Here is a 22,623-nt window from a genome sequence, read left to right on the forward strand (position 1 = left end):
TTCATACATGCGCACGTAGCCCCTCCAAGGGTCATCCCTCGCCGTGCGATCGCCGGAACGACCTCTCGAAAGAGCAGCAATGGCAATCGAAACTCAACTTGATCTGAGAACCCTTCTGCCGGAGGCGATGGACGAGCGTGACGTGTGTGTGCGAAATCTGACCAGCACGCTTGAGTCGCGCGAGGGCGTGAGAAGCGCCCACGTTGATCGCGCGGAAGGCGGGGCGGCCGCGCAACTCTGCATTCATTTCGAACCGGATGTCATCAGTTTGGATCGAATCCGTGATCTTGCGCTTTCTCTGGGTGCTCGGGTTGACAGCACGTTCGGGCACATCAGTGTGGAAGTTGACGGCGTGTCCCGCGTCGCGCGTGCGCAGCTCCTAGAACAGCGGCTGCGCACCATGGCCGGGGTGGTCGAGGCTCACGTGTCAGCAATCGGCTCGGTCCGGGTCGAGTACACGGTGGGAGAGACATCAGATACGGCAATCCTCGACCTGCTAGAAAAATTCGGCGCCTCCCCTCGGGCCGGACGAGCTACTGACCGTGCGGTGGCGGTGCCCTCCGATCAGAAGACCGACGAGCGCGCTGACAAGCACGGCGGTGTTTTCGGCGAGCGAAGTGAGCTGATCTTCGCAATCCTGTGCGCCGGAACCCTCATAATGGGCTTCCTTCTAGGTGTGAGCGCGGCCGTGCCGGATGCCGTGTCAACGGCGTTGTACATTGCCGCGTATTTCTTCGGCGGTTACTACACACTCAAGGAAGCCATCCAGACGGTGATGGCCAAACGATTCGAAATTGACTTCCTGATGCTGCTGGCTGCGGCCGGCGCCGCAGCGCTCGGGGAACTGGCCGAAGGCGCCCTGCTCCTGGCACTGTTCAGCCTGGGACACGCGCTGGAGAGCTATGCGATGGGCCGCGCCCGGCAGGCGATCCAGGGGTTGGCGGAACTCGCCCCGGTGACCGCCATCGTCAAACGCGACGGCACGGAGCGAGAGGTCCCGGTAGGCGATCTCACAATCGGCGACACGGTCGTCATCAAACCCAACACCCGCATCCCCTCGGATGGTTTCGTCGTCGTCGGCCTGAGCAGCGTGGACCAGTCAGCCGTGACGGGTGAGAGCATCCCGGTCGAGAAGATGCCCGTCGCTCCGACGTCCGCCCGCACGGAACAGGACATCGCCCCGGAGAGCCGCGTCTATGCCGGCACCGTCAACGGGGCCGGCGTCTTGGAGATCGAAGTAACCCGGCTGTCAACTGATTCGACGCTCGCCCGCGTCGTACGGATGGTAAGCGAAGCCCAGGCCCAGATTTCGCCCACACAGCGCTTCACCGACCGGTTCCAGCGGGTCTTCGTGCCCGCCGTCCTGATCCTGGTCGTCGTTCTCTTGTTCGCCGGGTTCGTGATCGACGAACCCTTCTCGGCAACCCTGTACCGCGCCCTGGCGGTGCTGGTGGCCGCGAGCCCCTGCGCCCTGGCGATTTCGACTCCGAGCGCCGTACTGAGCGGGTTGGCCCGAGCGGCGCGCGGCGGACTCCTGATCAAGGGCGGCGCGCCGTTGGAAAACCTCGGCACCCTGCGCGCCATCGCGTTCGACAAGACGGGCACGTTGACCCTCGGGAAGCCGGAACTGACGGATGTCGTGTCAGCTGCGGGCTCGGACGACTCCGAATTGCTGCGCGTGGCACTGGCCATCGAGTCGCAGAGCGATCATCCGCTCGCCTCTGCCATTGTGCGCGCGGGGCGGGCCAGGCTGGACGGATCGGCTCCGCGCACTGCGAGTGAGGTCACGAGCATCACTGGTCGCGGGGTCAGCGGGATACTCGACGGCGCGATGGTCCATATTGGCAAGAAACAACTTTTCGAGGAGATCGCCGGGGCCCCGGTGCCGACGGACGTGGCGGAGGCCACGACACGGCTCGAGGAATCAGGGCGCACCACGATGGTCGTCCGCCACGGCTCCCGGTATCTGGGAGTTCTGGGAATCATGGACACGCCACGCCCCGGGGCTGCGGACGTGATCGCCCGGCTTCGTGCGGCGGGCATCCGAAACATGGTCATGCTCTCTGGTGACAATCAGATCGTTGCGGATGCGATTGCGAAGAAGCTTGGACTCGACCAGGCACGCGGAGACCTCCTGCCCGAAGACAAGGTCGCGGCCATCAGGCAGCTCGCAAGGGAACACAAGGTGGCAATGGTCGGGGACGGCGTCAATGACGCACCGGCGATGGCGACTGCCACGGTCGGGATCGCGATGGGTGCTGCCGGTTCGGATGTTGCCATGGAGACCGCCGATGTTGCACTCATGGGTGACGAACTTGACCGGCTTCCGTTCGCTGTGTCCCTGAGCCGGCAGTCCAGTCGCATCATCCGGCAGAATCTGTGGGCGAGCCTCGGAGTTGTCGCAATCCTGATCCCGGCGACCATATTCGGGGTCTTTGGAATTGGATTGGCCGTTCTCATCCACGAGGGGTCAACGCTCCTGGTGGTAGGAAACGCACTCCGCCTCTTGGCCTATCGGGAGCCCGAATCGGCTGTGCACTCTGGTGGAGATGATACGAACCGAGAGCCAGGCGAGGGGGCAGCGTCTCGCGGTCGTATCGGCTGAGCGCGTGCCCCCCATGGTTGACGCCGCCCAGGTCGCCACCGTCCGAGCGACCATGCCGTCCGAAGCCGACGTCGCAGACCTCGCGGATGTCTTCGGTTTGCTGGGTGAGCCGAGCCGCGTCCGGATTCTCATCGCCCTGCTGAACGGGCGCATATGTGTGCGTGACCTGGCCGCCGCGATCGACCTCAGCGAATCCGCGGCATCGCATGCCTTGCGCCTGTTGCGCGCCCACCGCGTCGTCACAGTACACCGAAGCGGGAGAATCGCTTACTACGAGCTGGCAGACTCTCACGTCCGAGTCCTTCTGGAGTTGGGTCTCGAGCACGTCGGTCACACCGTGATCGAGCACACGGACGAGCACTAGAGGCAACGCCCCCTTTCCTACGCCGAACTGCGTGGGGAGTGCAGGCCTCGCAGGTATTCGTTGTACTCCTCCATTTCGGCGTCGGTGCGGTCTTGTGCCCTCACCGCTCGTGTCGTGTCCTGTCGCTGCCAGCGCACGAGTGTGACGATCAAGAGCACCAGCAGCGGAACTTCGCCGTAGGTCCACGCCAGTGCGCCCGCCATCCACTGGTCGCGCACGGGGTCCACATTCCAGGCTGCCGGCGCATCGCTGAAAAATGCCACCACAGGGGCGACGGACAGCGTGAGCACCAGGCCAAAGCCGGCGTGCAATTGCATCTCCACGAAGGCGTCGAACAGGCGGCTCACATACGACGTCCGCCGCGGCAGCGGATCCGCGGAAACCAGTGGGGCGGCAATGAGGATGCCGACGAAGAGGAAGAGAGCCTCCAGGCTCACGTGACCGATCCAGCTCCGAAGGAGCACGTTTGCAGCCCCGCTCAGATACAGGCCGAACAGGCTGAGCACCATGAGCGGAATCACCAAAACCGGGTGCAGGGCAAATTTGGCCGCCCTGGAACGCAGACAGCCGAGCGCCGCCTGAAGCGTCAGTCGCCCGATTCCGCGGTGCGGCGTTGCACGTAGGAGAAGTGTTCCCGGAGACCCCAGAAGGAGAAGCGGAGGAATTACCATCATGAGCGTCAGCTGCTGAAGCATGAAGACCGAGAACATTCGGAGTCCGTACCCCTCGATCCCCGCGCCCGTAATGACCACCAACAGGGCGGACCCGAGCAGGAAACAGGCGGTGCGGATCCAGGACCACCGATACCCTCGCGTCCACAGCCGGATCGCACCCGCGAGGTATGCCGCGGCCACAATCAGCCCAAGTATGGGCAGGACCGGGAGGGGTTGCAGGTTGGGCGCCAGGAACTGCTCGAGGCTGGGCGGCAGGCTGGGAATCCAGACCGGCCCGTCGACACCGGGGCCGGTCATCGACGACCCGGTTCGGCCGATGTGACCGCCGGAAGGTCCGCATCCGAGCTTCCAGGATTGCGGTCGAGACTGCGGCGAGCCCGATACCAGAAAATTCCGACAGTGACGGCCAACACGAGGGTCGACATCGCGCCCACGCCCCAGGCGATGCCTCCAGCGAGCTGCTGGTCGACCAGCGGGTCAATCCCCCAGTCGCTGCCGAGCACCCCGAACCAGTCGGGAAGGAGAAGCTGCGTTGCGAAGATGAGGCTGAGTCCGAAGAAGGCGTGGAACACCATCGCGGCCAGCAGGGTGAGTGCCGGCACGAGGTATGAGCGCCGCTCGGGCACGGGACGCATGCCAAAGAACGATTGGGCGAACAGGAACCCGACGATAAGGAGATGGGCGGTCAGCCATTGCTGGCCGACTGGATCGATGAGGGTCCACTCGAGCACGGGCGTGTAGTAAATCGCCAGCAGAGAACCGGCGAGCAGACCAGCCGCCACGAGGGGGTGCGTGATGGCGCGGACAAGACGCGAGCGCACGATGATGTCGGCCCACTCGCGGCCGCCTCGGCTGCCATCGGCTCGGGATCGAATCGCACGCAGCGCCAGTGTGAATGGGGCGCCCGGCACCAGAAGCAGAGGGACAATCATGACGAGCGTGAACTGTCCGAGCAGGTTGACGCTGACGAGATACGGCCCATAGATGTTCGGGGCGCCGCTGGTGACGTAGACGAGCAGGAGCAGCCCGGCAATCCAACTTGCCGTGCGCAGGACGGGCCATTCGTCACCGCGTTGGCGCAGGCGGTAGAGGCCTGCGAGGTAGAAGAAGATGCCGAAACCGGCGACGAGGAGCCAGACGACATCAATGCTCCAGCTATCGAACACCCGTGGCCAGGTCAACGGGGCCGGCAGCGGCAGTCCGGTGAGAAGCTCTGACGTGCTTCGTGCTATCGGCTCGGTAGCGGGCGGCGGGGTTCGAGCCAGAACCACGGCCGCCCCGGAGGCGACCCCCATCAAGACCATCTCCGAGATCACGAGCCACCAAAACAGGGGCACCCATCGGGCGGAGACGGTGCCCCGAAGGCGCCCGAGAAGCCAGTTGCGGTGCGCGAATCCTGCCAGGCCAAGGCCGATCAGGGCGACAATTTTTGCCGTCAAGACCAGGCCATAGGTAGTGGAGAAGAGCTGACCAAGATGCTCGAAGCGGAAGAATGCGCTGATCGTCCCGGAGGCGGTGAGGGTGACGAAGCACAGGAGGGCAATGGTCGAGTATCGAGAGAGCAACGTGACAAGAGCGCCCCGGTTGATCGTGCGGTGAATTCCGGCGATGACGGCAAGTCCGCCGATCCACGTTCCGGCAGCGGCGAGGTGGAGCCAGAGCGCAGCTGACGCTGCACTGTGGTCGCCGCTTCCGGCGGCGTGTCCCTGGAGCGCCAACGGGACGAGTGTCGCGAAGGCGAGCAGCGCCACCGCGGTAACACCTGGCAGTGATCGGACGGCGAAACACAAGACAGATATCGTGGCGCTGAGAAGAATCGTGGCAAGCCAGGCCTGCCCGAGCCCGATGTCACCGAGAAATTGTGCGAGGGCCCTCATGAACAGGGCGGGAGATACCTGCCCGGCAATGCTCATGAACGTCAGGACAGCGCATCCGGCGGCAGTGACGGCCCACGCGGCAGCGCACCCGCCTGCGATGTCGATCGACTTGCCATAGGCGGGCGATGCGGGCGCGATGGCGAAGCAGGCGAGCACGAGCGCCCCCAGGGTTCCTGCCGTCGCAAGATTTGTGAGGACCTTCAAGATGGGGAGCCCGTACAGGATCAACGGACCGGCATTGGTTACCAGCGAGGGTTGTGCCGGCGCTGTGATGAGGGTCACCACGATGGTTGCGAACACAGCGACAGCCAGTACGACGGCTGGTGCAAGCACACGTAAATCGGGGAGTTGAGCCCTCGTACTGACCGCGATCGGCCCCATCATGACACCCTTCGTTGGTGTGAAGTCACGGTGCTATCCCAGTGGAGCGCCGCGAGCACTCATGAACGATTGCGGATTGATGCGCGCGCCGTCCACGCGCACCTCAAAGTGGAGATGACATCCAGTCGAGGCTCCCGTCGTGCCAACGAGAGCGACCACTTGTCCAGCCTGGACAGAGTCCCCATTGCTGACGAGCAAGCGGCTCGTGTGGGCGTATCCGGTCTGCACGCCCGAACCGTGCTCAAGGAGGAGCCAATTCCCGTACGACCCCATCGATCCGGCGTAGGCAACTCGTCCGCTGGAGGCTGCGTAGATGGGCACCGAGCAGCCGGCGCTGAGGTCGGTAGCGTAGTGGAATGGGTTGACTCCCGCGACTGGCTGTTGCGGTCGAGGGCCAAAGCTATCGGTTACTCGCCCGGGCACGGGGCGTGTCCAGCCCTGGTCGCTGAGTTGGCCGGAATCGAGATTGGGACCTGCCGACGCGGTTGCGGCAGCCGTGGCAGCCGCAGCCGCCGCTGCCGCAGCCTCGGCAGCTCGGCGGGCTTCCTCCCCCGTCTGGAAGTCGGCTTCTGTGGCAGCACGATTCTCTTCGAGCACGGCCAGTTGAGCTCGGAGTGTGTCGGCGAATTGTTGCTGCTCGACGAGTTTCGTCTCGGCGGCGGCGCTTGCGGCGGCCGCTTCGGTGAGGGCCTGCTGCGCCTTGCCGGCGAGTTCCTCGCGGGCGGTGAGCGCGACCTTTGCCTGATCGGAGAGCGATGCGGCGGTGTTCGTGTCCGTGAGGGCTTTCGAGTACAGCCCGTCGATGGTTTCCGAGAGCTTTGACATTGATCCCAGCTGGGAGAGCAGCTCGTCCGTTTCGTCGCCGGCGAGGAACACCTGCATGGTCATCCCGACTCCGGGTGAGCCGGATTTGGCCATGGTGGAAGCGAGCCGGCCGACCTTCTCACGCGAGTCGTCTGCCTCGGCTTTCGCGGCATCCGCTTGGGCGGAGATTGTCGAGGCGGTCACTGCGGCGTCATCGAGGGCCAATTGTGCCTTGTCGTATTCGGTCGCTCGTCGTGTTGCCGTGTCGCGCAGGGTCGCCGCCTCGGAATCCAGTTGCTGGATGAGGGCGGTGATCTTGTCGGTCTGTGCCTGTTTGGCGGTTTCGTCGCTGCGGGCTGCCTCAACGTCAGACCAGGATGGATATTCGGTGGAACTCACCGGTCCCGCCGGGAGAACAACGCCTACGACAATGAGCGTCAGGAGTGCAGCGCTGAGCCCGCGCCAGGGAGCGCGTCGCCCTCGGATCATTCCTGGACAGCTTTGTCGATGGCCCCGCGAAGGTCCTCCAAGGTCGAGATCTCGAGCTTTTCCCCGTTGAGGAAGAACGTGGGTGTGCCTTGAACGCCGAGCGCGGCACCTTCCTCCTGGTCGGCCGTGATGCGCTCAAGGACGGCCGGGTCGACGATGTCCGCGTCGTACTGCTCCAGGTCAAGCCCGATCTCTTGGGCGATCACTCGAAAGTCTGCCGCTCGCGAGTCCGGCTGCTCTCCCCATACGCTCTGCGTTTCGAAGAGCTTCGAGTACATTTCTTCGAACTTTCCCTGTCGGGCTGCGGCCTCGGCGGCCAGTGCCGAGTTTTGCGCGTTGGTGTGGCTCGGGATCGGAAAGTATCGGGCCACGAAGGTGACTCGTCCGGCATACTCCTCACGGAGTTGCTCGATGGCGGGATATGCGGCGCCACACGCTTCGCACTCGAAGTCAAGGAACTCGACCAGCGTGACCTTCCCGTCTTCTGCGGTGCTCAGCCGGTGGCTGTTCTCCCGCACCGTCTGCGGGGAGTCCCCGCTGGCCGCCGGGTTACTGGGGGTCCGGGTCGCGAAGACGACAATGGCGACGGCAACAACAACGGCCAAGACGACCGCCACATTGATGAGGATGCGGTTTCGGGTGGAGAGCTTCTTTTTCATGTTCCGTTCCAAAGGGTTAGAGGGATACGCGTGCGGCCAGCCACGCGTAGGGATCGATCGGTTGAGTTCCGTTGAGCAAGAGTTCGAGGTGAAGGTGGGGCCCGGTGCTCTGACCGGTACTGCCGACATCCCCGACGAGCTGGCCGGCTTTCACCGGCTGACCTTCTTCAACTTGGAGGGAGCCTGCCTGCATATGTGCGTACAGGCTGCTGACGAGTTCGCCCTCCACGATGTGGTCAATGACGGCGTACACGCCAAATCCCGAATCGGATTCGCCGGTCTCCCGAACGACCCCGTCACTGATCGCTTGGATGGGGGATCCCTCCCCCGGCGTCAAGTCCAGCCCTTTGTGGAATGTCGAGCATCCCGAACACGGAGCATCCCGGGGCCCGTATCCGTCGCTGATGGGTACGTCGGTCGTGAACGGCCATTGAACGGCGGAGTCGATGCTGTTTGTGAAGGTTGATGCCGTTCGGCCGGTCTGGAGAGTGGCGAGGTCTTTCTCCGACGTCGCGTCGAATCCGTCTCGCACAACGATGGTGGGTGCACCCGCTGTGGTGGCCAGCGTCTGGCCGGGGAGGTCCTCGTGGGCAGCGGGTGCGAGCGATGCCAACCCGGGGCTGGGCGAGACAGCCAGGGCGGGAGTGGACGTCGCGAATATGAGCAACACTGTGACGACGCCTGAACGGAGGCTGAGCCGATTTCTGGTTGTCGTGGCGAGGGTACGACCTGGTGCTCCGCGCTTCTTGCGCCGGCCTCGTTCTCGGGCCTGGCGCCGGGTCAGCCCGGGTTGATTTGGTGACTGTATATCCATCAGGGCTCTCTGTGGTCGCCGAGATTCTCGGCGCAAGGGGGTCAGGTAGTGGAGGCATCGGCCGTCAGCGCGTGGGTGCGCGGAAGCGGTCGAATGTTCCTAAACCCGGGCTATGCAGAGAGCAGCGAGCGTGACCGGGCGCGGTGGTGCGTCCGGCCGTCCTGTCAGGTCGAACCAGTGGACGGTTGGGGCGAGTAACCCTTGGACGGGAGGCTTCCTCAGCCGCTTGAGGGCGACAAGAAGTGCGATTCCACAGATGAATCCGATCGAGGCGCACAGGGCTAAGCCGTCGCGGAAGGAATCGTGTACGCTGCCGGATGCGGCAGGCATGGTTTCAACGCTTTGCGGGAAAGCGGCCGGGGTGTCGTCGACAACCGAAACGGCGGCGATGGAGCTTAATTCGGCACTCTGGACTGCCTCCATCGAGTGCGCCAGAAGCAGAGAAACGGCCGTTCCGAGAATGACAACCAGGATGAAAAGAATGCGCTGCAGCCGGACGGGCGGCACTGCACGTTCGCTTGTCACCGGCTTGCCTCTCGTCCCTAATATGATCCGACAGGTGCCGCAGAGACACCCCCGAGCCGCAGGTATGCTCGTATGAACAGCCGTGCGGATCTTTTCAAAGTTATCAGAGCAGGCTCATCGAAACCTGAAGATCAGGGAGACTTTTTTTTGGCGACTCTGGAACTGCGCTCAAGTCTCGTTCGCCCCGCTGGAAGTCCTGTTGGGCGAGACGAACGGCCATATCGGGAGCCGTCCGCGCTCGAGCGCGAGGGCTTCGGCGGGGCGTCATCGGTCGGGCACCCGATTCTCCCGTTCTGGACCGCGGCGGTTTTCGCCGTCGTCTCCGGTCCGTTAGTGGATGCGGGCTTCCCTGACCAGGACCTGTGGCCGCTGACGCTGGTGGGGGTGGCCTGCGTCTTAGTGGCTCTCAGAGGACGCGGCTTTGGGGCGGGCACCATTCTCGGGTTCGTGGCCGGAATGTCGTTCTTCCTCACGCATATCGTGTGGTCGGCCCTGTATCTGGGTCCGCTGCCCTGGCTGGCACTGTCGGTGCTGCAGTCTGCCATCTACAGTGTTGCCGCTGGCGCCATTGCGCTCGCCTACCGCATAATTCCTGAGGCCTGGCCTTCCCGGGTAGGCCGCATTCTTGTGCTGCCCTCCGTTGTTGGAGGGCTCTGGGTTGCCCGGGAAGACGTTGCGGGGTCCTGGCCCTACGGCGGGTTTGCCTGGGGACGGATCGCCTACTCGCAATCCACCGGCCCCTTTGCCGAAATCGTCTCCTGGGTCGGAGTCTCCGGGCTCTCCTTTCTCCTTGTCGCCCTGGTCGCGATGCTGCTCCAGCTCGCCGTGGGGGCCGGAACCCGACGCCAGCTTCGGCTGGTGGCAGCCGGGGCAGTCATCACGGCACTCGCCCTGGTCCCACTGTGGCCGGCCGTCGCCGAGCGATCAGTCCGTATCGCGGCGGTGCAGGGCAACGGGGCAGCAGGATACTTTTCGGAGCGTCAGCCGGGTGATCTGTTGCGCGCGCAGGTCGACGCGACGCTCCCGATCCGCGGCGAAAATGTCGACCTCGTCGTCTGGCCGGAGAACGCAACCGACCTTGACCCCCTGGCGTCGCCGGAAGCCCAGGCAACAATTGATCGGCTCTCACTCGAATTGGACGCGCCGCTCATCCTCGGCGCGATCACGCAACGCGCAGGCCTGCTGTTCAACTCGACGCTGCTGTGGGCACCCGGCAGCGGAGTTCAGGACCTGTACGACAAGAAACATCCCGTCCCTTTCGGGGAGTACGTCCCCAACCGGGACTTCTGGCAGAAACTTGCCCCGGACCTCATCGGGCTGATCCAACGCGACTATGAGATCGGAACCCGGGACGGCATCCTTAGCACCCCCGCGCTCACCGCCGGGTCCGTAATCTGTTTTGACATTACCGATGACCGGGTGATCCGCTCCCTCGTCGACGACGGTGCCGAAGTCATCCTCGCCCAGTCGAACAACGCCGATTTCGGGCGCACCGACGAAAGCGTCCAACAGCTGGCAATCGCCCGGATGCGGGCGCTGGAAACCGGACGCTCCGTCGTGAACATCTCCACCGTGGGAACAAGCGCGATCATTGCACCGGACGGCCGCACCCTGGCCCAGCTGCCGACCTTCACGGCGGGGACCATGATCGAGGATGTCTCGGTCATGCGCGGGCGCACCCCCGCGATGGCTATCGGCGGTCAGCTCGCCCTGATTATCGCCGTCGGCTCCGCTGCCGTCCTCGGAGTGAGTTGGTTGGTCGCGCGAACCTCCCCGCGTTCGACGCGCACCCCCCACAGAAAGTAGATCCTTGAAGAATTCACGACTCCCCATCTTGACCGCCCTGACTGCGGGCCTTCTGCTCGCAATCGCCGTGCCGACTGCGGCGACCGCCCACGTCGGCATCGACCCGGTATCCGCCGAACCCGGCACATCCCAGAGGGTGTCCTTTAGCGCGGTCAACGAGTCAGAAGCTGCAGCAGCCATCAAGGTGGAGATCACCCTCCCCACGGACACGCCGATCCTCACCGTGAGCTATCTGCCCACCCCTGGCTGGACGACTGAGGTCATTGAAGCGGATCTTCCCCAACCGGTGACCGTCGGCGATAACAAGATCACCAGGGCGCCGTCGAAAATCGTGTTTACCGCCGACCAGGGAAACGGAATCCGGCCAGGCCAATTTCAGGAATGGACGCTGTCGCTTGGACCGATCCCGGACACCGGCCGGATCCTCTTCCCCGCGATCGAAACGTACGACGACGGTGAGGTCGTGAACTGGACCGCCGCAGCGGAGGAGATCGAAAACGACTCCTCGCTGGATCCGGCTCCCGTGCTGTTCGTGAACGATGAGCCGGTGGCGGGCCACGACGAGCCGGCCACGGCTTCGGACCATGACGACACTGCAGCGTCAGCCTCCACACCGAACCAGAGCGGTCTCGCGGTCGGCCTGGGCATCAGCGGAATCGTGCTGGGTGCACTGGGCATCCTTATCGGGGGCCTGGCCTGGATCCGTAGCGAGAAGGCTGCACAATGACCACCGCCACCCGGCGGGCACGCTGGGCCGGCGCGATGGCGGGAGTGGGGCGGGTGCCCTCGCCCTCGTGCTCGCCACCACGGCGCCGGCATCCGCTCACGATGCGCTCATATCCAGCGATCCTCGTCCGGGCGCTACGATAACGACTCCGCTCGAACGCGTCGAGTTGACCTTCAGCAACGCGTTGCTGGAACTGGGCGGAATCGACAATGTTTTCGTCATCCAAGTCAGTGACGACGCGGGCCGGTTCTATGGCTCCGGCTGTGTCGACCTCTCCAACGACACGGTGAGCACTGCTCTCATGCTCGGCGAACCGGGCACGTACACGGTGCGTTGGCAGGTGACTTCCGGGGACGGCCATCCCATCTCGGACAGTTACACGTTCGCGTATGCGCCTCCCCTGGGCACCAAGGCCATCGCCGGCCAGACCACGGCCCCCGTTTGCGGCGGTGAGGGCTCGTTAAAACCGCCGTCCACAGAGGCCACCGCGACATCCGCCGAGGCGTCGGTGGATCAGGGGCTTGCGACTGGCTTGATCGTGGGGGTGAGTGTTCTGGTCGCTATTGCCGGCACTCTGCTCGTGATTGCGCGAAGAACTACGCCGCGGAAAAGGGATCACGTACACAGCGATTAGGTACTAAATGGGGAGGAGAAATCCGCCGATCATGGACTGCAGGCTGTAGACCCACAGCGTCCACACGCCGCTGACCATCAGCGCCCCGATCAGAATGAGCATCGACCCGCCCACGATGTTGATGGCGCGGATATGGCGCTTGAGCCAGGAAACCGCCTCGGCCATCCAGTTCAGGCCGAGCGCGACCAGCAGGAACGGGACGCCAAGCCCGATGCAGTAGGCCAGACCCAGGAGCGCACCCCGCCACGGGGATCCAGAATCGAGGCTCAGAAGCGAAATCGCCGTGAGCGTCGGTCCCAGGCAGGGCGTCCATCCGATGCCGAATACGACTCCGAGCATCGGCGCACCAGCCAGCCCAGTGGCCGGTGTGAAGCGGGGCTTCATGGTGCGCTGGAAGAAGGAGAACGCGCCGATGAAGGCGAGCCCCATAACGACTAGGACGAGGCCGAGGACTCGTGTGATGGGATCTTGCCAGCGCACCAGCCAGTACCCCGCCGCACCGAAAGCAGCGCCGTAGGACACAAATACGACGGCGAAGCCGAGCACGAACAGGCCGACGCCGGCCAAGACGCGACGTCGGGGGTGGGCGATGTCCGGGCCGACCATCCCTCCGACATAAGCCAGATACCCGGGGATCAAGGGCAGCACACATGGCGACGCGAACGACACGAATCCGGCAAGCAAAGCGATGGGAATTGCAATTATGAGTTGCCCACTCAGAATGATCTGAGCGAAATTTTCACCCATTGTGTTCCCCTGCCGGGTGGAGGGCTACAGGCCCGAATATGAGTGGAGGCCTTTGAAGAAGACGTTCACGATGCCGAAGTTGAACAGCACGGCGCTGAAACCGATGAACGCCAGCCACGCCGACCGAGAACCGCGCCATCCGCGCGTCGCCCTGGCGTGGATGTAGCCGGCATAGATAACCCAGATGATGAAGGTCCAGACTTCCTTGGTGTCCCAGCCCCAGTAGCGGCCCCAGGCCTGCTCTGCCCAGACCGATCCGGCCATGAGGGTGAAGGTCCAGAGGATGAAACCGATGATGTTGACCCGGTAGGCGAGGTTCTCTAGCGTCGCCGAGGAGGGCAGGGTGCCCACGAACCGCAGCCGAGTCACCCGGTCCTCGGCAACGAGGCTCTCGCGCCTGAACTGGAGCAGTTGCACGGCGGACAGGGCGAAGCCGAGGGCGAAGAAGCCGGTGCCGAGTGAGGCGACGAACACGTGGATGACGAGCCACACCGACTGCAGCGCAGGCGGCAGCGGGGCAACCTCGACGTAGTATCTGAGCGCGGCGATCCCCAGCAGGATGAGAACCAGGCCGGTCACGAAGGTGCCAAGGAAGCGCAGATCGGCCCGGATCAGCACGAGCAGGAAGACCGTCATGATGAGCAGGGTTCCGATCATCGCGAACTCGTACATATTGGCCCACGGGACACGTTCCGCGGCGATGCCACGCATCACTGTGGCGGCCAGGTGCAGCGCCCAGGCGAGAACGGTGAGCGAGACGCCAACGCGCAGGCTGGCCGAGCGGCCGTACGGTGTGGCCGCGTCGTTGGCGATGTGCGTGCTGATCCGGGTCAGGGTCGTCGCGCCGCCGGCTGCGGCTGCGGGTGCTGCTGCGCGTCCGGACTCGGCCGCGAGCTGCGCGTCACCCCGCCCGATATCCACCGCCGCGGAGCGCCTGCCCAGGTCGATCGAGAAGGCGATGAACGCAAGCGCGTACACGCCCATGGCGGAGTACAAGCTCAGGATCGAGAGTTCATTGAGATTCACTTGGTTTGCCTCCAAGGCTGTTCGGCTGTTTGGGTGAACGCAGGGGTGGGCGCAAGCACCGCGCTGTGGCGGTCGGCGAGGGCGGTCACAGCCGTTTCGAGGGCGGGGTCGTCGCCGCGTGCGAGACCGGCGTACTCGAGGCGCACCGACCCGTCGTCCCGCCGGATCGCTTTCACCCACAGGCGCCGACGCGGGACAAACAAAGAAGTGAGCAGCCCCAGCAGCACGAGCACGGAGAAGAGGAGCACCCACCCCTGCGTCGGGTCCCTGTTGACGTCGAAGGAAGCGAACCTCAAGACGGTGTCGGAGAAGTCGCCGGCCTTCGCGCCCGGGGCGGCGTTGTCGAAGCTGACCGAGCCGAGCCCGTCCGGGAGCTGCCGCATTTCGCCCGGCTTCAGCTCGAGCGACTTAGCCCCGGTATCGCCGCCGGTCATCTGGGTCATCTTGTCGGTGTTGAGCGCGTAGACGGATGTCGGCACGCCCGTGTCAAGTCCGAGATCGCCGGAGAAGATATTGAGTGTGAGCAACGGGTACTCAAGGTCGGGGTAAGAGGAAAAGTAGGCCCCGGACTTAGCCTCGGCCTGGGTCGGGTAGAAGAAACCGATCATGCCGAGCTGCTTCGCAAGCCCGTCCGGAACCTTCACCACTCCGAGGGAGGTGAGGTTCGAGTCCTGGGGCAGGAAGGGAATCGAGTCGCTGAAGACAACTCTGCCGCTGGGATCCTTCACCGTGATCGTGGGTGCGTAACCGTTGCCGAGCAGGAAGATGTCGGTCCCCCCGGCGCGCAACGGGACGTTGACTTTCACCTCATCCGACTGTGACGGCCGGTCCCGAGGCGAGACTGTGACCCCGGCGGCGTAGTTCACCGGCTGGCCGAAGGCCTTCGAGTTCTGCGTCTCGTATTCGACATCGAAGCTGTCGAGCTTCAGCTTGTACGGCTCGAGGCTCTCGTCGTCGAAAAAACGTCCAGGGTTGAACGAGTCGTAGGCCAGCAGCGTGTTCACAAAAGTCTGACCTTCGACGAGCACCCGCTGCCCGCTGAATCCGAAACCGCTGCCGAATCCGACCGTGACGAGGACGCCGACCAGGGCCAAGTGGAAGACAAGGTTTCCGGTTTCGCGGAGGTAGCCGCGCTCGGCGGAGACCGAGGCCTCAGTGCCGGTGTCGAAGACCGCGACACGGTAGCCACTCGATTTTAGGAGGCGGCGGGCGGATTCAACGGCCGCCGCGGCATCCGTGCCGACCGGGCCATCACGCATTGTGAACCCGGCAAGCCGAGCCAGACGGGCTGGGGTCTTTGGAGGCTTCGCCCGAAGCGCCTGCAGGTGGTGCCGCATACGCGGGATCACGCAGCCGATCAGGGAAACGAAGAGTAAAAGGTAGATCGCCGAGAACCAGGCAGAAGAATACACGTCGAATGCCTGGATCGTGTCGAGGGCCGGGGCGAGGTCGGGGTTGTCCCCGAAGTACTGGATGACGCCGTTCGGGTCCGAACTGCGCTGGGGCACGAGCGACCCGGGAACCGCCGCGATCGCGAGCAGCAGGAGCAGGAACAGCGCCGTGCGCATGCTCGTGAGCTGGCGCCAGAACCAGCGCAACCAGCCACCGAAGTCAAGTGGCGGCTGGGCGACGCCAGCGGCGGGCGGCCTGGCGTCGTGGTGGTCGAGCGGGCGCGACACTACAGCCCCTGCCAAGCAGATAGGCGCTGATCTCCGTTACCCAGTGACGATGTGAGTGAACGATGATCGCTGGACGTGAAATTTGTCATTTTTCACTCTCAGCGAGTGCGGTCTTGATAAGAGCGTCGAGAACGCTAGCATCTGGAATGCGTCCGAGGATTCGTGAGGACACACGCCCCTTTGTGTCGACTACCAGAGTGGTCGGCACAGCGTTGGGCGCGACTATTCCGCTGAAAGCCAGCTGCATCGTTCCACCATTGGCGTCAATGACGGAGGGGTAAGTGACGCCGTACGTGGACGCGAAGGCGAGCGCCGTGCCGACCTGATCGCGGATGTTGACGCCAAGAAAGCTAACGCCCGAATCCTGATATTTCACCCAGAGACTTTGCAGGTCTGGTGCTTCGGCCCGGCATGGCGCACAACCGGCGTACCAGAAGTTGAGCACCAAGACGTTGTCTCGGTACTCTGCAGCGGTAGTCGTGGCACCGGATTCCAGAGTTCCTGAAAAGTCCACCGGTTTCTGACGATTCGCGGGCGCAATCTCGGTGACGGTCCCATCTCCGGCGATGTAGTTTTTGCCGCTACCTTCCCTGTACTGCGCCGCGAGAGGGTCGCTGGCGCAGGCGGTCAGCGCGATCGTGACCGCGACCGCCGCCGCGATCGCTCTCATGAGGCTACGCAGCGTGCGCTGGTTCCCAGCCTGCAGTCGAGGATCGCCACCGTCCGTACGTGTTCTGAGCATCGTTGTTCCATCCATCGTCAAGTTCATTGTGAAACCGAATCGCCATTGGGCATGGGTGCGCGCACAAGGAGGGGCGTTTCGGTCTAAACGCGACTAACGGAAAGAACAGTCAGACTGGGCCGACAAACATGCAGCGGAGGGGCATAGATGGATTGAGAAAGGTGCCGAACGTCCCCTAGAGCACGGTCATGCGCTGCGGGCGACCGTGCCAGGAACAGGGAAGCGGCGAGAATAAGCAGAAGGCCGCATCCCGTCACAAGGAGTGCACAGTCCACCGCTCCGTTTGTTCCCCAGCCAATCGACGCTTCGACTGCATGCGCTGCAACTGCCACCACCGTCGCACCAGCCACGATTGCGTTCGCGTCGCCCGACTGTCCGACATGTGCAGATGGCAGCGGAACGCTCATCTCAGGCCCGGTGCCCACCGAGTGGATGGCAAGCAGGGTGAGCAGAATTGCGGCCATGGCCAACACCGCCACGATCGCAGAACGAAAGGCATGCCTCGGAGGGCGATCCGCGATGTGGCTGCCGTTCAGGGCCATTTCACCTTTGCTCGGGATTCGTCCGGAGAAAAAGGGCCGACCGAAGATATCCACGAGTAGGATACCCGATAATCGGCTCCGCTACAGGCGGCAGGCCTGCCAAGGCTTTGCGAGGGCGGAAACGCCTGCTGGCCTATGACATTGTGACGACCTAAGGCCCACAGTCCGGCCAACGCTGCGGCTGGGCTCACCGAATGGGGGCGGTCGCATGCAGGCCGCGAACCGTGAGATCAATATGAGCCTTGGAGGACTGTGCGCGAGGACCACTCCCCGATCGCACAGAGCATGCTCCGTCGAGCGGTCCAGCCCCGGGGTCATGGCTTAGTCGAAGAGTTCGCTGAGCCAACTCTCTTTCTTTCGCTTGCGTCCCTCGGCACGTTCCCCGGTGTAGTTCTGTCCCTGGCGGGAGTCACCGTGATCGTCGCGAGAAGACCGCTCCGGTGAATCGGAAGCCGTGCCGATTGACGGACCCGCGAATGATCGCTCCACAATCTTGTCGAGCTCCCCACGGTCCAGCCAGACTCCGCGACACTGGGGGCAATAGTCGATTTCTACACCGGCGCGCTCGGACATGATTAATTGTGAATCGTCGATCGGGCACTTCATCTGATTCCTTTCGTCGTGCATGTATTTTTCGTGTCTTCTGTGTGGCGGACTCTGCGTGTCGGAGCGCATCGATTAAACCGGGTGGCCGGAAACTGCGCCGGGATGCTGTCCGCAAAGTATGCAAGACTGCTCATACAATATGGTACGCGACGACCCGGCCAGGCGGCTGGGAAATTAGAGAGAGGCAGCTGTCATGGGTTCCGAGCATTCTCACGCGTCGGCGGTAAGCGCGGCTGGGCGCCATCGCCGCCCGCTTCTCATCGCGTTCGCGCTGACCGCGGTCTACATGGTTGTGGAGTTCGTCGTTGGGTTCAGCGTCAACTCGCTCGCGTTGATTTCAGATGCCGCACACATGGGCACTGATGTGCTCGGGCTCGGCATGGCTCTTGCCGCGATTACCCTGGCGTCACGGCGCACCACCAGCCAGAGAACGTACGGGTTCTACCGATTGGAAGTACTCGCCGCCCTCGCTAACGGGATCCTCTTGTTCGCCGTTGCCGGATATGTACTCTTCGAGGCCATCCAGCGTTTCAGCGACCCGCCCACGGTTCCCGGCCTTCCCCTGTTGGTGGTAGCCAGCATTGGCCTGGTCATCAACCTGATCAGTTTCCGACTCTTAACGGCCGGCTCCAAGGAGAGCCTGAACCTCAAGGGGGCTTACTTGGAGGTGATGGGCGACCTGCTCGGCTCCGTCGGCGTCATTGTCGCTGCGATCATCCTGTTCACGACCGGTTGGCCCTACGCCGACCCCATCATCGGCGTCGGGATCGGGCTGTTCATCCTGCCCCGAACCTGGAAACTCACCCGCCAAGCACTGCGCATCCTCATGGAAGTTGCACCACCGAACCTGAACATTGACAAAATCGGAGCCGAAATAGCTGAGCTGCCCGGAGTCGCGGCGGTCCACGACCTCCACATCTGGACCATCACGTCCGGGATGGAAAGCGCCAGCGGCCACGTTGTTGTCGAACCCGGCACCAACTACAGCGACGTGTTGGACTCCGTGGTTCTGTTGCTGCGGGACCGGTATCACGTGTCTCATGCGACGATCCAATGTGAGCCGGCCGACTTCGCTGAGGCAGAGAACCCGGTGTAACCGGGACCGATACGCTATCCCCATGAGCAGGCTTCATGCGACACCAACGACCACCGGGCCCGGTCCGTCCGCGCCGATGAGAACGATTGATGCCGAACATGTTTCTGCCGTCCGGGCCAGCATGCCATCCGTTCAGAACGTCGCAGATCTCTCCGACGTTTTTGGTCTCCTCGGCGAACCCAACAGAGTACGCATTCTCATCTCCCTGCTAAACGGGCCAATGTGTGTCCGCGACCTGGCAGCGGCCATCAACCTCAGCGAGTCCGCAGTCTCGCACGCGCTTCGGCTACTCCGCACCCACCGCGTGGTCGAAGTCCACCGAACCGGCCGGGTCGCCCACTACGAGATTGCAGACTCTCACGTGCGTGACCTCCTGGAGCTCGGTCTTGAACACGTCGGACACACCATACTCATCCACGTCACCGCTGCGGAAACTACTCGCGAGTGCGCGCCAGAAACGATTCCCTGCGACGGGCAAGAAATCCAGAAGCCCCAATAACTGGCCTTCGCTCTCATCGCGGTCGGCCGTGTCCACTGGGGTCAATTTGGGTGACGCCAGATTTCGAGGTAACGCCGCCAATCTCGTGACGCAAACCGTTCACCGAGACCAAAGCCCTAGTGCCGCAACCGCGTCATGTCCGTAATCGTTGGCAATACAGAGTGATTGCGAGACAGTGGCCAGCCCACTTAGGCGGGGACGTTGCTCGCTCCCAAAACGATGGCTGCTAATTGCCAAACATCGCGACTAGGCGAGCATGTGCTGCCGGATCCTGCGCTACGGCGATGTATCCGACCTCCCGCTCAAGCTGCAGCCGCTGAATCACGACAGAAGTGTCACCCGGCGCCTTGGAGAGAATGGCTCGCTCTACGAGTTCCGTGAGCGGTTCTCCGATCGCCTTTCGGAAGTTGAATCCGAGCAGTTGTAGAACATTCACGGTCTCAATGGAGAGGAGAGGTTTAATGGCCTCAATCACCTGGGAGTTATCTGAGTCGTCGTTCTGCGACAAGCCCATGAGCTTCTCGACCAGCGGAACGACCGTCTCCGTGATGTACTGCACGTCCCCACTCGATAGGCGCTGCGCCACAAGTTCTGCTTGATAGGCCTGAGCGATACGGGTGAGATCGTTCTTATCCGAAATCAGATCGTTGACAAGCTACTCCAGGCCATTGATCGTTTCGCTGTCGTTGTTACTGGCTCTCAGACCCTTGACGCGGTCCGATACACCTTGGGCCGTGTTGCGGATGGCCGATCCGGCGAGGCTGATCGCAAGCGCCTGAACTTCCGGGCTAACTTCCATAGTTTGGCTCCTCGTGCTCCCCGACCGCCCTCGATGAGCCACGCCGCGCTTTCAGCATAACCTCGGGCTGTTATCTCATATCCCTATGGTTACGAGACAAAAAGATGACGAGCGCGAGCGCATGCGCCTGTGAGTTGCAGCGTTATCTGGCGGTGAATTCGCATCGCTTAGTGGCGCGAATGTGCGTTGCGCGCTACTGGTGAGATTGGGTGATGACGTGGCAGACGCTGCCCGCTTCGCAGTTGTTTGGGTCGAGAGATTGACTCGCCTCGATGAGGTGTCGCAACTCTGTTTCAAGAAGTGCAAGCTCCTGTTGGTGGCGGTGCACATCCGCAAGTTTCGCCGCGAGAAGGTCTGAGACGTGCCCGCACGGCACCTCGCCAGCTTCTCTGACCGTGATGATGCTGCCAATTTCGGTCAAAGTCAGACCAGCCGTCTGGGCAGACCGAATGAACCGCAGGCGCGAGAGGGCCGCGTCGTCGTACCGGCGGTAACCGTTCCCCTCACGTTCGGCGGGATCCAACAGGCCGCGCCGCTCATAAAACCGGATGGTCTGTGCGGTTGCGCCGCTCGCGGTGGCCAGGTCTCTAATCTGCATACTCCCAGTCCACCACTTGACCTTGCACTGTGGTGCAACGTTTACGGTAAGGGCATGGATATCACGTTGCAGTACTTCGATGGGTGCCCGAACTGGAAAATCGCTGCTGAGCGGCTGGCGGTCCTCGCGGCCGCATACCCCGGAATCGTCGTGACCCGGCGGTTGGTCGAGAATCTGGAAGACGCAGAGACAATCGGTTTTCGGGGATCTCCGAGCATACTGATGGGCGAAACAGACCTTTTTCCGGACCCGTCGGCGTCGGTCGGGCTGGCCTGCCGCATCTACACGACCCCCACGGGACTAGCCGGCGCCCCAACGCTGGAGCAACTGCGCGATGCGATCACCGCAGCATGAGCGGCATAAGTAAGGAATACGACCTGTTCGTGATCGGTGCCGGAATGGCCGGCACCACAGCAGCCAACAGGTGCGCTGCAAAGGGATGGCACGTGGGCATCGTTGACGCCTTGCCATACGGCGGCACGTGTGCGCTGCGCGGGTGTGACCCGAAAAAGATCCTACGTCGGGGAGCAGAAGTGATCGATGCGGCCCATCTGATGCAGGGCAAAGGCATCAGTGAGAATGATCTCACGCTGGATTGGGCGACGCTGATGCGTCACAAGCGCGGCTTCACCGATGGTGTGCCCCAGGGCATGGAAGACGAACTTCACCGCAACGGCGTGAGTACTTTTCACGGTGCCGCCCACTTCACCGGCCCCCATCACCTCAAGATCAATGGCGTGCAGCACCAGGCGAAGCGGTTTCTCATCGCGACCGGTGCCCGACCGCGCCCCCTCGACTTCCCCGGACACGAGCACCTCATCGACAGCACCGACTTTCTCAACCTCGAGGAACTTCCCGGCCGGATCGTATTCATCGGGGGCGGATTCGTCTCCTTCGAGTTCGCCCACATCGCAGCCCGCGCCGGTGTGGACTGCGTGATCATAGATCACGGCACGCGCCCGCTTCGAGCATTCGACCCCGATCTCATCGATCTGCTCGTGCAGCGCACCGAGCAAGCCGGAATCCGCGTCAATCACAGCACCACGGTCAGTGCAGTGGCGCGCACCCCCACGGGGCTCCAGGTGAGCGTGGAGCAGGATGGCGTCACGACCGTCATCGATACGGATCTCGTGGTGCACGGCGCTGGCCGAGTGCCGAACATCGACGGCCTAAATCTCGCGGCGGCAAACATTGCCTGGGGCCCAAGAGGGATCGACGTGTTCGGACACCTGCAAAGCCGCAGCAATCCCTCGGTCTTCGCCGCCGGCGACGCCGCCGACACTCCCGGAGAACGCCTCACGCCCGTCGCCGTATTCGAGGGCAAAGTGGCAGCATCCAACATGCTCAAAGGCACCATGACCGTGCCGGACTATGCCGGCGTCCCCACCACAGTCTTCACGATCCCGGAGCTGAACCGCGTCGGCATGCTCGAGCACGAAGCCGGGCGTGATGGCCGCGAGATCGTTGTCCGATACAACGACACCAGCAGTTGGTACTCCAATTACAGAATCGGCGAGACTACCGCGGCGACGAAGGTCATCATCGATACAGCAACCGATCAAATCCTCGGAGCACATTTGTTCGGCCCCGGCTACTCGGAAGTGATCAACATCTTCGGCCTCGCAATCAAGCTGGGCCTGACCACCCGACAACTGAAATCGATAACCGCAACGTATCCTTCCGTTGGTTCCGACCTAGGCTCCATGCTCTGACCCTGGCGTCCGTAGACCACCGTCCATGGAGCACTCACACCCATCGATGCGTGATGTGACTGTTAGCGCTTTGTGGCGGCGTTCTGTGATCGCTATTTGCCGCATCGAACCTATTGCCCTCGACGCTCCCGGGCGGGCTTCAGTGTCTTGTATCGCAAGTCTGGCGTACTCATCGTTAGTTGCGAGACACCGAGAATCAGATGGCTGATGCTGCCCGG

23 protein-coding genes are annotated in these 22,623 nt (G+C 63.1%); 9 read left to right on the forward strand and 14 right to left on the reverse strand.

The features are described from left to right. Window positions 1-79 precede the first annotated feature (79 nt). Both MQH31_RS11665 and MQH31_RS11670 read left to right on the forward strand, forming a co-directional pair. On the forward strand, window positions 80-2,605 hold the full coding sequence (locus tag MQH31_RS11665) for a heavy metal translocating P-type ATPase (RefSeq protein ID WP_243012200.1): 2,526 nt from the start codon (window positions 80-82) through the stop codon (window positions 2,603-2,605). A gap of 13 nt (window positions 2,606-2,618) precedes the next feature. Beyond that, window positions 2,619-2,969, forward strand: a complete 351-nt coding sequence (locus tag MQH31_RS11670) for an ArsR/SmtB family transcription factor (protein WP_243012572.1) — start codon at window positions 2,619-2,621, stop codon at window positions 2,967-2,969. 17 nt (window positions 2,970-2,986) lie between these two features. Here the strand turns inward: MQH31_RS11670 and MQH31_RS11675 are convergent, their stop codons facing one another. The 6 genes from MQH31_RS11675 to MQH31_RS11700 form a co-directional block, all read right to left on the reverse strand. Then, a complete protein-coding gene (locus MQH31_RS11675; protein WP_243012201.1) occupies window positions 2,987-3,940 on the reverse strand; it encodes a cytochrome c oxidase assembly protein in 954 nt (317 codons plus the stop codon). Beyond that, entirely contained in the window at window positions 3,937-5,904 is a 1,968-nt protein-coding gene (locus MQH31_RS11680) for a bifunctional copper resistance protein CopD/cytochrome c oxidase assembly protein (RefSeq protein WP_243012202.1), read from the reverse strand. The genes MQH31_RS11675 and MQH31_RS11680 overlap by 4 nt, the downstream gene beginning before the upstream one ends. Before the next feature lie 30 nt (window positions 5,905-5,934). Beyond that, window positions 5,935-7,104 carry a M23 family metallopeptidase gene (locus MQH31_RS11685; protein ID WP_243012203.1) on the reverse strand — a complete coding sequence of 390 codons (1,170 nt, stop codon included), beginning with the start codon at window positions 7,102-7,104 and terminating at the stop codon, window positions 5,935-5,937. A gap of 86 nt (window positions 7,105-7,190) precedes the next feature. Further along, window positions 7,191-7,853, reverse strand: coding sequence for a DsbA family protein (locus MQH31_RS11690; protein ID WP_243012204.1), 663 nt, complete (start codon window positions 7,851-7,853; stop codon window positions 7,191-7,193). A 16-nt stretch (window positions 7,854-7,869) separates the two neighbouring features. Then, window positions 7,870-8,667 (reverse strand): M23 family metallopeptidase, encoded by a 798-nt coding sequence (locus MQH31_RS11695; RefSeq protein ID WP_243012205.1) that lies wholly within the window; start codon window positions 8,665-8,667, stop codon window positions 7,870-7,872. A gap of 99 nt (window positions 8,668-8,766) precedes the next feature. Continuing rightward, window positions 8,767-9,192, reverse strand: coding sequence for a hypothetical protein (locus MQH31_RS11700; RefSeq protein WP_243012206.1), 426 nt, complete (start codon window positions 9,190-9,192; stop codon window positions 8,767-8,769). A gap of 333 nt (window positions 9,193-9,525) precedes the next feature. On the opposite strand from MQH31_RS11700, the gene lnt reads away from it, so the two are divergent. The 3 genes from lnt to MQH31_RS11715 all read left to right on the forward strand — a co-directional run bounded on the left by lnt (window position 9,526) and on the right by MQH31_RS11715 (window position 12,359). After that, on the forward strand, window positions 9,526-10,998 hold the full coding sequence (gene lnt, locus MQH31_RS11705) for an apolipoprotein N-acyltransferase (protein WP_243012207.1): 1,473 nt from the start codon (window positions 9,526-9,528) through the stop codon (window positions 10,996-10,998). Between the two features lie 28 nt (window positions 10,999-11,026). Next, window positions 11,027-11,725: a YcnI family copper-binding membrane protein gene (locus tag MQH31_RS11710; protein WP_243012208.1), complete on the forward strand. Its 699-nt coding sequence runs from the start codon at window positions 11,027-11,029 to the stop codon at window positions 11,723-11,725. A gap of 67 nt (window positions 11,726-11,792) precedes the next feature. Further along, the gene (locus tag MQH31_RS11715) at window positions 11,793-12,359 is read left to right on the forward strand and encodes a copper resistance CopC family protein (RefSeq protein ID WP_243012209.1); all 567 of its coding nucleotides are present in this window, start codon (window positions 11,793-11,795) and stop codon (window positions 12,357-12,359) included. Between the two features lie 3 nt (window positions 12,360-12,362). Here the strand turns inward: MQH31_RS11715 and MQH31_RS11720 are convergent, their stop codons facing one another. From MQH31_RS11720 to MQH31_RS11740, 5 genes are all read right to left on the reverse strand, one after another. Continuing rightward, window positions 12,363-13,106, reverse strand: a complete 744-nt coding sequence (locus tag MQH31_RS11720; protein WP_243012210.1) for a cytochrome c biogenesis CcdA family protein — start codon at window positions 13,104-13,106, stop codon at window positions 12,363-12,365. A 24-nt stretch (window positions 13,107-13,130) separates the two neighbouring features. After that, window positions 13,131-14,090, reverse strand: coding sequence for a c-type cytochrome biogenesis protein CcsB (ccsB, locus tag MQH31_RS11725; protein WP_243012573.1), 960 nt, complete (start codon window positions 14,088-14,090; stop codon window positions 13,131-13,133). Window positions 14,091-14,128: 38 nt separating this feature from the next. Continuing rightward, complete coding sequence (resB, locus tag MQH31_RS11730; RefSeq protein WP_243012211.1) at window positions 14,129-15,811, reverse strand: cytochrome c biogenesis protein ResB; 1,683 nt, start codon at window positions 15,809-15,811, stop codon at window positions 14,129-14,131. A gap of 85 nt (window positions 15,812-15,896) precedes the next feature. Beyond that, window positions 15,897-16,580: a TlpA family protein disulfide reductase gene (locus tag MQH31_RS11735; RefSeq protein WP_308196450.1), complete on the reverse strand. Its 684-nt coding sequence runs from the start codon at window positions 16,578-16,580 to the stop codon at window positions 15,897-15,899. A gap of 836 nt (window positions 16,581-17,416) precedes the next feature. Beyond that, window positions 17,417-17,701, reverse strand: a complete 285-nt coding sequence (locus MQH31_RS11740) for a TFIIB-type zinc ribbon-containing protein (RefSeq protein WP_243012212.1) — start codon at window positions 17,699-17,701, stop codon at window positions 17,417-17,419. 193 nt (window positions 17,702-17,894) lie between these two features. Here MQH31_RS11740 and MQH31_RS11745 point away from each other — a divergent pair, with 193 nt between their 5' ends. Both MQH31_RS11745 and MQH31_RS11750 read left to right on the forward strand, forming a co-directional pair. Beyond that, window positions 17,895-18,797: a cation diffusion facilitator family transporter gene (locus tag MQH31_RS11745; protein WP_243012213.1), complete on the forward strand. Its 903-nt coding sequence runs from the start codon at window positions 17,895-17,897 to the stop codon at window positions 18,795-18,797. Between the two features lie 121 nt (window positions 18,798-18,918). Beyond that, the gene (locus MQH31_RS11750) at window positions 18,919-19,296 is read left to right on the forward strand and encodes an ArsR/SmtB family transcription factor (RefSeq protein WP_243012575.1); all 378 of its coding nucleotides are present in this window, start codon (window positions 18,919-18,921) and stop codon (window positions 19,294-19,296) included. Between the two features lie 226 nt (window positions 19,297-19,522). Here the strand turns inward: MQH31_RS11750 and MQH31_RS11755 are convergent, their stop codons facing one another. The 3 genes from MQH31_RS11755 to MQH31_RS11765 all read right to left on the reverse strand — a co-directional run bounded on the left by MQH31_RS11755 (window position 19,523) and on the right by MQH31_RS11765 (window position 20,693). Beyond that, complete coding sequence (locus MQH31_RS11755) at window positions 19,523-19,855, reverse strand: hypothetical protein (RefSeq protein ID WP_243012214.1); 333 nt, start codon at window positions 19,853-19,855, stop codon at window positions 19,523-19,525. Window positions 19,856-19,951: 96 nt separating this feature from the next. After that, window positions 19,952-20,095, reverse strand: coding sequence for a hypothetical protein (locus tag MQH31_RS11760; protein ID WP_243012215.1), 144 nt, complete (start codon window positions 20,093-20,095; stop codon window positions 19,952-19,954). A gap of 193 nt (window positions 20,096-20,288) precedes the next feature. Then, window positions 20,289-20,693, reverse strand: coding sequence for a heavy metal-responsive transcriptional regulator (locus tag MQH31_RS11765; protein ID WP_243012216.1), 405 nt, complete (start codon window positions 20,691-20,693; stop codon window positions 20,289-20,291). A gap of 54 nt (window positions 20,694-20,747) precedes the next feature. Here MQH31_RS11765 and MQH31_RS11770 point away from each other — a divergent pair, with 54 nt between their 5' ends. Both MQH31_RS11770 and MQH31_RS11775 read left to right on the forward strand, forming a co-directional pair. Then, the gene (locus tag MQH31_RS11770; protein WP_243012217.1) at window positions 20,748-21,047 is read left to right on the forward strand and encodes a thioredoxin family protein; all 300 of its coding nucleotides are present in this window, start codon (window positions 20,748-20,750) and stop codon (window positions 21,045-21,047) included. Further along, entirely contained in the window at window positions 21,044-22,405 is a 1,362-nt protein-coding gene (locus MQH31_RS11775) for a dihydrolipoyl dehydrogenase family protein (protein ID WP_243012218.1), read from the forward strand. The genes MQH31_RS11770 and MQH31_RS11775 overlap by 4 nt, the downstream gene beginning before the upstream one ends. Window positions 22,406-22,623 lie beyond the last annotated feature (218 nt).

The organism is Cryobacterium zhongshanensis (genome assembly GCF_022760445.1).
GTDB classification, from domain to species: Bacteria; Actinomycetota; Actinomycetes; order Actinomycetales; family Microbacteriaceae; genus Cryobacterium; species Cryobacterium algoricola.